Origin of the sequence: Chryseobacterium ureilyticum (genome assembly GCF_900156735.1) — a bacterium.
GTDB classification, from domain to species: Bacteria; Bacteroidota; Bacteroidia; order Flavobacteriales; family Weeksellaceae; genus Chryseobacterium; species Chryseobacterium ureilyticum.
In genome coordinates this window covers 719,945-733,533 of record NZ_FTOL01000001.1, presented here as the reverse complement: position 1 = coordinate 733,533, position 13,589 = coordinate 719,945, and the positions used below count along the sequence as shown (strand labels likewise).

Here is a 13,589-nt window from a genome sequence, read left to right as displayed (position 1 = left end):
TTTTTATATCTTTTGAATGATAACCATCTTTAGAAACAGAGTATAACAAAAAAAAACTTTCTCTATAATTGTCATATCACTGATGCGACAATCTCAAATTAACAAAGACAGAATCAGATTACCTCATTCTTCAGACATTTTTCAGAGTACCTAATGTAAGATTCTTGTTTTCTGTTTCATTCACATTAGCTAATCTTTTGGGAGTTATCATCCACCTTATTATTGAGTACAAATTTACTCTTTTTACTTTCTTTTTCCTCAATCTTTTTCTTATAATACGAATGTCAGATTATTATCTTTGGTTCCATCATTATTGGATGTATTTTTAGAAGCTCCTATCCATTCTTCTTTATTCAATACAAATTTAAAAGAATAGGGCTTTCCTTTTTCAAATTGAGAGACAGGAACCTCCAATTCATAAAGGTTTTTATTCTTTTTTACCATCTGATATTCTTTATTTTCAGAATTCCAATTATTGAAACTTCCCGCTACAGATACGGTATTGATAAGGCTTCCATCAAGGTTTTTCGGATGTGTGTAAGAGAAAACGATTTTATCTCCCTTTACGGAATATCCGTATATCTGTTTTTTATCTGAGGTTGAAGTAATATCGGCTACTAAACTGTCTGTTCCATTATAAAGTGCAGTAAATGTTTCTGGTCCATTGATATTCACAATTATACAGATTCCGAGATTCAGCTCAGGAAATACAGTAAACAAGGTATTTATTCCATAGGATCCACCATGTTTAAATCCTCTTTTACCATGTTCAGAAATCCAGTATCTATCCCAAAAATATCCATACCAGCTTTCTTTGCTGTTGTTAATGTTTCTTTGGGATTCCTGTACTATTTTATCTTGCGGGTTAAGTTCTTCTTTTAAAAACTTCACCATATCACCCATTGTAGATTCGGTTTTCGAGCCACCTGAACCCCATAAAAGGCTTTGTCCTACAGGCATCAGACGATAACTTTCATGATATCCATTGGCTTGAGCTTCATTTTTACCAAGTTCCAGTTTGGTATGGTTCATTTCCGCTTTTGAGAAAATATTTTCTTTTAAAAGTGTCTCATAGCTTTTCCCGTAAATATTTTCCAGCATGAGACCAGCTAACTCAAGGCTTAAATTGCTGTATTTATATTCTTTACCTGGCTCCATATTTAATGTAACGGTAGCCAGATCTTTTTTAAAGTCTTCTTTGGTATATCCTTTATTGAGCTTCTCGTAAAGAAATGCCGTTTCATCGTTCATATTTTTCCTTAATTCATCATCAATAGGAAGGTTTCTTGGAAGTGCTGTTTCGTAAGAGATTAAGTTTTTTATTTTTATGGGAACACCGTTATATTCTAAGTTAGGATAAGATCCTTTAAGGTATTTACGTACATCATCATCAAGATTTATTTTCCCTTCTAGAACTGCCTGAGCCAATAACTGCCCAGTGAAAAGCTTGGTAACGGAAGCGATAGAGAAATAAGTATTATTATCTGCTTTATTTCCTTTTCCTTTGTCTATTTCACCAAAGTGCTTAGTATAGATTTTTCCATCTTTTATAACTCCAACGGAAACGGAATATGCTTTGGATTCTGCGGCAACTTTCTGAGCTGCAGCATCTATCATTGAGTACACTTTTTTATCGCTTTGTGCATGGTTCTTTACAAATGCCAAGGCAAAAATAAATACAAATATGTTTTTTCTCATTAAGTTTAATTCAGGTTATTTTTGAATTTATTCGGGTTATTAGAATGTTTTTTTTGGTATTCTTCTGCTTGTTTGATTTCCTCTTTCAACCATTTGTCAAAAGGGATTATTTTATCTTCATAATTTATTGTAAAAACGCTTTTTCCATCTTCTGACACAAAAAATTTCAGGTCATCAAATGCGGCTAAGTTTGTTTTCTTATTATCATAGGTATTAATCTGATAATATGGGAAGTTTTCCTGTGGTCTTTCTACAATTTCAAAAAGAAGTTTTTTTTCATCTTCAGACATTTCATTATAAACGTTGACATAATGAACTGCTGAAATTATCTTATTGTATTTTTCAAAGAAGTTAAGAATATTTTTTTCTTTTTCGTTGTATTGAAATGAGTAGGGATAATATTTCCCATCAATATCAACATCTTTCTCTGAATGTTTTGTAAGGGGTTGAACAGTTTCTCCTTTGATATTCATCACTCCCCAAGTACCACCTACGATTGCAGGATGCTCATCATCTGTTTTCTCCCAGTCACAGCCATCACAAAATACAGCATATCCATAATTGAAAGAAGAAGCAAAGTCGTGATTGGGCTGAACGATGGTCTTTCCGTTCCGGTCTGCAAATCCTATTTTTCCATTTTTCACAAATCTTCTGAGTCCTTCTGAAAAATAGTCTGCTCCGTTATCAAATAAATAAGGTTTGTACAAAAAATTACCTTTTCTGTCATAAACATATCCAGAGGTATTTTTTTCATACTTGTCATTTCTTTTCCCGCCAACAAAGAGAATGGTTTCATTGCCAATTCCTTCTTGTAATAATTCTCCGTCTTTGATGCCGGTATAATCTTTAAATTCTGCCTGAATGATAATTTTTCCAGTCTGGTTCTTAACACCAATTAAAGAATCCTTGGACATAAAATACTTCAATACGTCTTTCTTCTGAGAGAAAGTCAGTACGGGAATCATTGCAATCAATAAAAAGGTTTTGTTCATGGCAGGTTTAAAATAAAAAATGCAGCCCAAAAAGGCTGCATCCTGTTTTATACTTTAAGATCAGCTTCTAATCCTATTAAGTCTTTATTTTGGTCTATAATCGGCTGCACTTCGTTCTTTACAAATTCTTCTGTCTGAATTGGCGCGAACCCGATAAAGTTCTTAGGATCTAAAACTTCTTTTAATTTTGATTTATCTAATTTTAAAGAATCATCGTTTAAGATTCTTTCGATCAGGTCGTTTTCTTTTCCTTCTTCTTTCACTTTCTTGGAAGCTTCCATAGAATGAACTCTGATTACTTCGTGAATTTCCTGACGGTCACCACCAGCTTTCACTTCTTCCATGATGATATATTCTGTTGCCATGAAAGGAAGTTCTTCTTCAATATGCTTATTGATTCTGTTCGGATATACTACGATTCCGTTCATAATATTGTTCCAGATCAATAAGATTGCATCAACCGCTAAGAAAGCTTGAGGAATTGTTAATCTCTTGTTTGCAGAGTCATCCAATGTTCTTTCAAACCATTGTGTAGATGCTACCATTGCAGAACTCGTCGTTAAAGACATTACATATTTTGCCAATGCCCCGATTCTTTCACTTCTCATTGGGTTACGCTTGTAAGCCATTGCGGATGAACCGATCTGGTTTTTCTCGAATGGTTCTTCAATTTCCTTAAGGTTTTGAAGTAAACGTAAATCGTTGGTGAACTTGTGAGCAGATTGAGCGATATTTCCTAATAAAGCAACAACTTTAGCATCGATTTTTCTATCGTAAGTCTGTCCTGAAACTCCAAATACTTTTTCGAAACCAAATCTTTTTGAAAGTTCTTTATCTAAGTGTTTTACTTTTGAATAATCTCCGTTGAATAGCTCAAGGAAACTTGCAGCTGTTCCTGTAGTTCCTTTTACTCCTCTGAAACGTAGTGTTTCAAGGAAGAAATCTAATTCTTCGATATCAAGAACTAAACTCTGTAACCAAAGGGTTGCTCTTTTTCCAACTGTTGTTAACTGAGCTGGCTGAAAGTGTGTAAATCCTAATGTCGGAAGGTCTTTGTACTGAATCGCAAAGTCTGCTAAGTTCTTCATTACGTTCACCAACTTTTTCTTCAGGATTAAAAGTCCGTCACGGATCTGAATTAAGTCTGTATTGTCTCCTACAAAAGCTGAAGTAGCTCCCAAGTGAATAATTCCTTTTGCTGAAGGCGCCACATCTCCATAGGTGTGAACGTGAGCCATTACATCGTGACGGAATTTCTTTTCGTATTCTGCTGCTTTATCGAAATCGATATTTTCAGCATTAGCCTTTAATTCAGCGATTTGTTCGTCTGTAATTTCCAGCCCTAAGTCTTTTTCGATCTCTGCTAAAGCGATCCAAAGCTTTCTCCAGGTACGGAATTTGTTATTATGTGAGAAATTAAACAACATTTCTTCACTGGAATAGCGCTCTTCCAATGGATTTTTGTAGGAATTCATTCGTTCTTTTACTTTTTAGATGTACAAAAATACGGTTTTTCGGTGAGAGATAAAAATCTTGGTTTTATGATTTTTGTGTTGTTTGTTTGGATAAATTTTAAGCATTTTTTATCGGCTTAAATTCAAAGTTTATTTAATATGTAAGGGATATAAAACAGAAAAACCCTGCTATTGCAAGGTTTAATTATTTAGAAACACATTTTTATGTCGTTAATATTTTTGCTGTTCTAAGTTTAGATTTCAAATCTCGGAGTTCAGCTAAAATTGCCTGAACTTCGGTTTTAGAATAGCTGTCACCTACATCTACTGCTGTATCTCCCGATGCTCCTGAGCTTTTGATCGCTCCACTATACTCGTTAGTTGCTTTATTTAGCACAACTGTATTCTGATTGTCAGATGGAGTTCCACTAGCATGAAAGTTTGACAGGTCTAATGGAACATTCCCTTTAAAAATCATATTCTCAATAGCTGAATTGATAAAAAAAGCATTCGTGTATGGACTAACAGCTCCTGTATAATAAGATTTTTTGGAGATAATGTTATCTGTAATCACTAAATTATCTGACTTCCCAACAGCAATAAAAGAACTTCCCTGATCCTCTGCGAGACCTCCGCTCACAATATTTCCACTGATTACAGAATGATCTGAATCTTCCTTAATAGTAAGAGAGTGGTATTTTGCGTCATATAATTTATTAGATTCAAAGATATTATGTTTTCCTTTCAAATCAATAAGCGTATAATTGGAAATCAGATTATTTTGAATAATACTCTTTGTCACATTAAAGAATAAAAGTAGCTTGATCCCTGTATTTTCATTAAGGATCGTATTATAGGATATTTCCTGGTTGATATTATCATCAGGCAACCTATCTGAATTATAATAGTAAATATCACCAGCACCCTCAAAATCTTTAAAGAAACGGACATTGTTGCCACGAATAACAAGGTTTTCCGACCCTATCACTCCTTGGTTATTGAACATACAGTTTTTGAAAGTATTACCAATTATTTGTGAATTGGGAGAGTTAAAAAGTGATACTCCATATAAGCTTTCTGCATTCCCCTCAAGAAATGAACTTTTAATAATAATATCATTATTTTCCCTATATGAACTGATCTGTCCCCCACTTTCTGATGGAATTTTATTACCATACGCTTTTGAATTTTGAATTGTTACATGTGACACATTTGCACTACCTCCTGCCAGTAATCCGGCATGGTTGTTATTTAGAAATTCACAATTATCGAATAAAACATTTCTCACGATGGATCCAGAATCCAAAGGTTCTATATCTACTCCGCATTCAGGTGCAGTTCCATTGCTATTATTAAATGCGCAATTTGTGAAATAAAGGTTTTCTCCTGCTTCAATAGACATTCCCTGTCTTCTGTTATTGGATGAAATAATTTTATCCGCGGTCAATCCATCTAATAAGTGTAGTACATTATTTTTATCATAATAATGCTGAATATTTAATCCATCACCCCAGCAGTCCTTAATTTTAATGTTCTTTAAAGAGATGTTACTTCCTCCGGAAACAGCTATTCCATACCCCCATTCACCACCGACTCCTGTATGAGTATCTCTGTCTCCTGTGATATTACCACCTGTTATAAAAACATTCTTTTTATTATACGCACGAATGACGTTATATTGTTGCTTATTTGTAGGTCTTTGAATTAAATAACAATTATCAGACATAACCAACATTTTATTATCCTGCATCTCAATTCCTCCGGCATCACGTAAAAAATCTGTTACTGAGGTACTAGAATCATCACCAACAATTCTATAATCACCATCACCAATAAAGATTTGAGGACAAGACCCTTTAATCGCTTTATTAATTCTAATTGTTGTATCGTTAGCATCCAAATCAGAGAAAACACCGTAATATTTCACATCTACGGAGTTCTTAAAAGTGTGTACCAACTTTATTGTACCGACATGAATGATACTTCCTCCATCATCCGGTCTGGTTTCCATTGGAGATACATAATAAACAATCGGAGCTGGCGTATCCCCTTTGCGGTAATATCCCAATAACTTTACCCCTGCATAAACTCCAGTTTGTAAATCATGTAAGTCACATGAACACATGTTATACATAGCATTCATTGTGTCCTTAATTAAAAATTGATTTTTCATATTGCTTTGGTTTAAATGTAATCCCGTACTTTATTTTTGAAAGGGATTTTTTTATTTTTTTAATTCACAAAAATCATATCTGATTTAATGTAAATTTTTTCTAAACGTGAGAAAGTTTTTTTCAACAATCATCACCCTTATCTATTGTACAAAGCTACTTCAGCACAGCGACAGATCTCGACGTATTTTAAACCATTAAGAATATTTTTAAATTGATCTGAAAATCAAAAAAAGAGATAATAACCTAGCCCCGATAGAAACGGTTACCCCACAGCACAGATTGGAAGGCTTGAAGGTTTTGGAGTGGGAAAATTTGGCGCGAGGAGTATGAGTGGATAGCGGGATGAAGCTCCTGAAAATAAGAAAAGTCACCCTTTCGAGTAACTTTATTTTTTTTGTAAACCGGATTTTATTGATAGATCACAACATTGTCCTTTTTAAGCTGATAACCGCTTTTTTTGTAAGGAGTCAATACATAACCATCTTTTTTCCAAGCTTTTGCTTTTCCTGGTCTGGTAAGAATTACGCTTCCTCCTTCAGCATCTTTTACGAAAACCTCAGCTTTTTTCTTGTCTTTACTGAAAATAACAGCTGCAATATAGTCGCCATTTGTAGCTACTTCTTTTAACTTAATTTTCTCTTCAAAAGTTCTTACACAGTTTTTCTTGATCTGTGAATAGGTATATCCTGCTGAACCGATACATCCGTGAGCATCTTTATCGCCACCTAATACTGGTGTTTGCTGTGCGAATGCTAAAGTACCAAGGAACATTGCGCTCAATAAAATCGTTTTTTTCATGCTTTTTTGTATAATATTAATTAAGCTGGATATTATTAAAAATCATGCCAAAAAAGCAAAATACACATTCCTGTGAAAAATTATCTTACGTTCTTACTTTGTCCATGTAATTTTTGAACGTTTCACGTTATCTGAGCTGGTTCCGATCATGATATCAAACTCTCCTGATTCCCAGTCGTATTTAAGATCTCCGTTATAGAATTTCAGGTTTTCCGGGGTGATATCGAAGGTTACTTTTCTCGATTCTCCTTTTTTCAAAAATATTTTCTGGAACCCTTTTAATTCTTTTACAGGTCTTGTGATACTCCCTACCATATCACGAATGTATAACTGAGCGACTTCTGCTCCATCATAGTTTCCGGTATTAGTAATAGTAACTGATGCTTGAATGGTTTGATCTCCTTTTGGGCTTGCATTGGAAATACTGATATCTGAATAATTAAATTTGGTATAGCTCAATCCGTATCCAAAAGCGTATAAAGGTGTATTACATTCATCCATATAATTGGAGCGGAATCTTTGGTATTCACATTTATCCGTCAATTTCTGATCTAAAGGACGACCTGTATTTTTAGCGTTATAATAAATTGGAATCTGTCCTAAGCTTCTAGGAAAGGTCATTGGAAGTTTTCCTGATGGGTTTACTTTTCCAAAAAGAACGTCTGCCATTGCATTTCCTGCTTCAGATCCCGGGAACCATGCATTAAGGATTGCATCCGGAGTATCTTTTACATTCGTTAAAGCTAACGGACGTCCTGTGAATAGGATCATGGCGATTGGTTTTCCTGTTTTCTTCAATTCGTTCAAAAGGTCTACCTGAGATTGGGGAATGGTAATTTCTGATCTTGAAGAAGATTCACCACTCATTTCTGCTGATTCTCCGATAGCAAGAACGATCACATCTGCTTTATTAGCAACGTCAACGGCTTCTTTTAATAATTCTTCTTTTGAACGGCTGTCTCTGTCTGTTTTCTTTCCGTGAGCTGCGTAGATTTCTTCCAATTTTGCATCATAATCGATGTTGGCTCCTTTTGCAGAAAGAAATTTTACTTCTTTTCCGTAGTTTGCCTGAAGTCCCTGCATTAAATTAACAGAAACGGCATGTTTTGTTGCAACACTCCAGGTTCCTGCCATATTCATAGAGTTATTTACCAATGGACCGATCACAGCAACTGTTCCTGATTTTTTCAAAGGTAAAACCTGGTTTTCATTTTTCATTAAAACCATCGACTGTGCAGCAACGTTTCTTGCAATATTTCTGTTTTCTAAGTTGTAAACTTCTTTTGCTGCCAACTTTGCATCTCCATGTTTGTAAGGATTGTCGAATAATCCAAGGTCGTATTTTGCTTCAAGGATTCTTTTTGCAGCCATATCAATTTCTGCCTGCGTAACTTTTCCTTCGGATAGAGATTTTTTTAATGTGGTTAAGAATCCTTCTCCTACCATATCCATATCAACTCCTGCTTTTAAGGCTAAAGCTGAAACCTGCTGAAGATCTCCCATTCCGTGATCAACCATTTCATTAATTCCGGTATAGTCTGTTACCACAAAACCTTTAAATTTCCATTGGTTTCTCAACACTTCTGTCTGAAGCCATCTGTTTCCAGTGGCTGGAACTCCGTCTACTTCATTGAAGGAAGCCATTACTGAAGCAACTCCGGCATCTACAGCTGCTTTATAAGGTGGAAAATATTCGTTGAACATTCTCACGTGGCTCATATCAACTGTGTTGTAATCTCTTCCGGACTCGCCTGCTCCGTATAATGCAAAATGCTTTACACAAGCTAAAATATTGGTTCCGTTAGCCAGATCTTTCCCTTGATAACCGTACACCATGTTTTTGGAGATTTCGCTTCCCAGGAACGGGTCTTCCCCTGATCCTTCGGAAACTCTACCCCATCTTGGTTCGCGGGAAATATCTACCATTGGCGAAAATGTCCAGTTGATTCCGTCTGAAGCAGCTTCTCTTGCGGCTACTTTTGCGGATTGCTGTACGAGATTCATATCCCATGACGCGGCTAATCCTAATGGAATCGGGAAAGTGGTTTCGTAACCGTGGATCACATCCATTCCGAAGATCATTGGGATTTTAAGGCGGCTTTTTTCAACGGCTACTTTCTGAACCGCTTTAATTTTATCTGCTCCTTTGATATTAAACAGTCCTCCTACTAATCCCTGCTCTACTTTCTTTCCGATATCTGAACTCTGAGCCATCCCGGTTGTAAAGTCTCCGGAAGTGGGAAGGTTCAACTGACCGATTTTCTCATCCAAGGTCATTTTAGATAAAAGATTGTCTACAAAGGCTTTCTTTTTTGCCTGATACTGAGCCGTCTGATACGACTGCACGGGCTTGTCTACCATTTCCTGAGCCGAAAATACGGGTGAAAGTGCTAAGGCAGCAAGGACGATTAGTTTTTTCATAAATCTAACTTCTTATTGTTCTGTTTTATTTAACGCAAGAACGTTACTTTTTTATTTTTAATCTTTAATACTGAAGGCATTGATATTCAGTAAAGATCTATTTTTAATTTTAATCTGAATGAACAGATTTACTATTGTCTCTAAAAAAGACAATATTCAAAAATATGAAATTTCTTCTATATTATTGAGTATTAATCCTAAGGTTTTAAAAGTTTTCTTTTTAAATACGGATTAGTTATTCTTTTTCTTTGAAAGCATCCATTCATACAATTGTGGGTTTGAATATGCAGAGTCCCATGAATTGTGGTTATCATTTGGGAAAATGATCAATTCTGCGGATGGGTTTACCGGATGAAGTTTTTGATAGAACTTAAAAGCGTTCTCTGGTAATACAATATCATCCATTCCGCCGTGGTATATTTTCATATTCAAGTTTTTATACTGTTGAATATTGGCTGTCATTACCTGATCTGTAGGGGCACAGACAGAAACTACGGCTGCAAACATTTCAGGATGTTCCATTGCGAGCTTCAAGGTTCCCCAGCCTCCCATTGAAAGTCCGGTAAGGTAAATTCTTGAGGTATCTATTTTGTATTTTTTCTGAATTTCTTTAATCAGATTATAGACGGTTACGGTATCCCACCAAGTATCTGCCGGACATTGTGGTGCAAGAATCGCAACTGGTTCTTTAATTTGATCTTTATAGGTAAATGGGCTGTGTGCTTTTACCATTTCCAGATTATTTCCTCTTTCTCCTGAACCATGAAGAAATACAATTAACGGTACATTTCCTTTTACCTTTTGAGGGTAATCAAGGATGTAAGATATTTTTTCTGCTCGTTTGATTTCTTTATTTAGTTCTGCTTTTATTTCCTGTGCGTTGAGCTGTAAGGAAAATGGTAAGAGCAAAAGGGAAAGATGTTTTAATTTCATAATGCTGTTAGGTTTTGGCTAAAGCCTTTGGATTTGGTGCTTTGTTTATTTTAAATGGGCTAAACCCCATTTCTATTGAATATTATGTGACGCTTATATCTTTTTCTTTCACAGATCGGGCAGATGATTGTGTTTAAAATATGTGGATCTTTATTATAAATTCAAAAGCAATATTTGCCTTTATTTTATTCCATATTTTGAAGATTGAAAGCTTAGTTTTTTCAATCCTTGTTGAATTTCCGGGGCATTCATAAATAGTTTCCAAAGGAATCCTGTTCTGTAGTTTTCAATCATCGGTGCAATGGTTCCCTGATCTATAGCAAGATACCTTGGGGTAGACCAATTGTTATAATTGACAGATGTTGCATCATAAGGACCTGCTGATCCTATAAATTCAGGTTTTTGAGTGTAGATAAACCTTAAAAAATCCATTGATTCTTTTGGAGTATATGGAAAACTGCTTAAAGCTGCTGTAGGAGTAATGACTCCGTTATCATTGGTTGGCATGTGAGCAGTGTATCCTGTACTTCCGTCCTGATTTCTTGTATATCCGGCTGTCAATCCCCAATAGTTTGGTCCGTAACCTTTCCATTGTTTTGGATTTTCAACACAGTATTTGTAATCGATAAGGGTTTGGTTTTTATTTACGTCAAAGTAATTCTTTACCAATTTATCGGATAATCCTGTAGGATCAAGCCCGATATAGGAATATTGAGCCCAGAATAATGGACCGCCGTATTCTTCGGCATAGTTGTATTTTACATACAGAGGTAATCCGTATTTTGTTTTGTCTGTAAGATAGGTTCCGTTTCTGGTCCAGCCTTTATAATAAGTTTCCGCATCTATGGAATATGTGGGTGAAGATGCAGCCAGAATGTAAGTAATAAGACATTCATTATAGCCTTCGAGCGGGAAGTTCATTTCCCATTGATATTCTGGAGACCAATGCCAGTACAATACTTTTTCACCGCCTTTTGTGTACCAGTTCCATTGAATTCCTTTCCATAATTCGTCACATTTTGCAGCCAACGCTTTTTCTTCAGCGTTTCCGTTTTTGAAGTATTCACGAACCATCAGTATTCCTGAAGTAAGAAATGCGGTTTCTACAAGATCTCCACCGTTATCTTTTTTACCAAAAGAGACTGTTTTTCCTGTTTCTCCATTGATCCAATGCGACCATGCTCCTTTATGACGGTCTGCTTTTGCAAGAAAATCCATCATTTTCGTCAATCTTTTCACTGCTTCTTTTCTTGGAACAAAGCCTCTTTCAACACCTACCAGAATAGTTGCCAGCCCAAAACCTGAACCACCTGTAGTAATCACATGCTTATCATTATCGGGATAGATATCATCTTCGTGGTAACGTTCTCTTCCCAACATTGAATTGGGTTCAGCATAGTCCCAGAAGTACTTCAATGCATCTTGCTGCACTTTATCCATCAGCTGTTCATCGGTAATATTACTTTTGACAGTTTTATTTTCTGTTGTTTTTGGTTGGGAAACCTGAGCATTTTTACAGGAATAAGTAAAAAATAAAGAAGTTACAGCAATTGTCAGTAGGGTCCTTTTCATTGGTATCGTTGTTTACTGGTTATAAAATTAGAGGAGAATTTTCACTCTCCTCTAGTTTATGATTATTATTAATATCCTGGGTTTTGTTGGGATAAACCTCCAGATTCCATTATGAATTCATAAGGAAGTGGGAATAGCTCATGTTTTCCAACCTTGAAAACTTTTCCGCCATCCGCAGCCATTGCAGTTGGCGCCTGACCTGTTCTAACAAGATCGAACCATCTGTCATGCTCAAAAGCCAATTCTAATCTTCTTTCTTTCCAGATTGCTGTTCTTACATCTGCTTGGGAAGTTGCTGTGGTTGGATTAATCTTAGCTCTTTCTCTTACTTGGTTTAATAATGTAATCGCAGTACTTGTCTGACCTAATTCATTAGCTGCTTCTGCTTTGATTAAAAGAACCTCAGCATATCTCAGATAACGGATATTGGTGTCTGTATTTTCTTTATCGTAGAACGCAGATGAATAAGCCTTATAATTGTAGAACTTATTTTCCACTGTTTTAGGAATATATCTTCCATCATACAAAGTCATATCTCTGTGAATGATAGTAGCATCTCTTCTTTCTGTATCTCCTTCTGCTGTATAGGCATCATACAATCCTTGAGTAGGCGTTGCAAATCCCCAGCCCCAACCTCCGGAACCACGAACTCCTTGTACCTGACTATATTGTTTTATAGCTCTACCAGCATCGGCACCTGAGCCTTGGATTTCAAAGATAGATTCTGCATTATTTTCTCCTGAAACTTTATAAATATCAATAAAATTAGGAGTTAGAGAATATCCTGCTACCAAATCACATTGCTCCGCTGCCAATTGCCATTTTTTCTGATACAGATAAACCTTAGCAAGAAGTGCATGAGCAGCTCCTACTGAAGCTCTACCAATATTATTTCCGGAATATACAGATTTATTAGGCAACGATTCTATAGCATCTTTCAAATCCTTTTCAATAAAAGCATATATTTCCTCCTTGGAAACTCTTGAAAGCTGCATTTTTTTATCTTCTTCATTTCCTAAAACAGGAACTCTATCTACCATTGGTACTCCTCCAAATGATCTTACCAAAGTAAAATACATAAAAGCTCTTAGGAATTTTGCTTCTCCTGTTAATCTTTTACGTAACTCAGCATCTGCTTTATCCAATTGTGGAATATATTTCAACGCCTGGTTAGCTCTATTGATCCCTTGATAATTAGACGTAAACAATTCTTTAAAAGAAGGAGTAGTTGCAGTAATATCTAAAGCATCCAAAAGATTTTTATCTGACCCATTATCTCCAACTGTAGAACCTTTATCTGCATCATCAGAAATAATAGAAGTTACTCCGATCCAGGCAAATGTACTCATATCCCAATCTAAAAATTTAGCATAGATTGAATTTACGAAGTAAGTAGCACCGTCATTATTATTAAATTTATCAAGATCTTCAATTGTCATAGATTCTGAAGGCTTCACGTCTACAAACTCATCACTGCAACTTTGTACAGCAGCTACTGATCCTAATAACATTAAAGAGACTAATAATATCTTATTTCTTTTCATTTT

At 35.5% G+C, this 13,589-nt stretch carries 9 protein-coding genes; all 9 read right to left on the bottom strand.

Annotated features, from left to right (window positions below):
• Positions 1 to 270 precede the first annotated feature (270 nt).
• The 9 genes from BW983_RS02990 to BW983_RS02950 all read right to left on the bottom strand — a co-directional run bounded on the left by BW983_RS02990 (position 271) and on the right by BW983_RS02950 (position 13,586).
• Positions 271 to 1,698, bottom strand: a complete 1,428-nt coding sequence (locus BW983_RS02990; protein ID WP_076549826.1) for a serine hydrolase — start codon at positions 1,696 to 1,698, stop codon at positions 271 to 273.
• 5 nt (positions 1,699 to 1,703) lie between these two features.
• Positions 1,704 to 2,690, bottom strand: a complete 987-nt coding sequence (locus BW983_RS02985; protein ID WP_076549824.1) for a WG repeat-containing protein — start codon at positions 2,688 to 2,690, stop codon at positions 1,704 to 1,706.
• 47 nt (positions 2,691 to 2,737) lie between these two features.
• Entirely contained in the window at positions 2,738 to 4,165 is a 1,428-nt protein-coding gene (gene purB / locus BW983_RS02980; RefSeq protein ID WP_047096071.1) for an adenylosuccinate lyase, read from the bottom strand.
• Between the two features lie 202 nt (positions 4,166 to 4,367).
• Entirely contained in the window at positions 4,368 to 6,317 is a 1,950-nt protein-coding gene (locus tag BW983_RS02975; protein WP_084184283.1) for a right-handed parallel beta-helix repeat-containing protein, read from the bottom strand.
• Positions 6,318 to 6,726: 409 nt separating this feature from the next.
• Entirely contained in the window at positions 6,727 to 7,116 is a 390-nt protein-coding gene (locus tag BW983_RS02970; RefSeq protein WP_076549820.1) for a hypothetical protein, read from the bottom strand.
• 93 nt (positions 7,117 to 7,209) lie between these two features.
• The gene (gene bglX, locus BW983_RS02965) at positions 7,210 to 9,537 is read right to left on the bottom strand and encodes a beta-glucosidase BglX (RefSeq protein ID WP_076549818.1); all 2,328 of its coding nucleotides are present in this window, start codon (positions 9,535 to 9,537) and stop codon (positions 7,210 to 7,212) included.
• Between the two features lie 231 nt (positions 9,538 to 9,768).
• On the bottom strand, positions 9,769 to 10,470 hold the full coding sequence (locus BW983_RS02960; protein WP_076549816.1) for a carboxylesterase family protein: 702 nt from the start codon (positions 10,468 to 10,470) through the stop codon (positions 9,769 to 9,771).
• 180 nt (positions 10,471 to 10,650) lie between these two features.
• Positions 10,651 to 12,042, bottom strand: a complete 1,392-nt coding sequence (locus tag BW983_RS02955; RefSeq protein WP_076549814.1) for a glucoamylase family protein — start codon at positions 12,040 to 12,042, stop codon at positions 10,651 to 10,653.
• 68 nt (positions 12,043 to 12,110) lie between these two features.
• Positions 12,111 to 13,586: a RagB/SusD family nutrient uptake outer membrane protein gene (locus BW983_RS02950; RefSeq protein ID WP_076549812.1), complete on the bottom strand. Its 1,476-nt coding sequence runs from the start codon at positions 13,584 to 13,586 to the stop codon at positions 12,111 to 12,113.
• Positions 13,587 to 13,589: the final 3 nt, after the last annotated feature.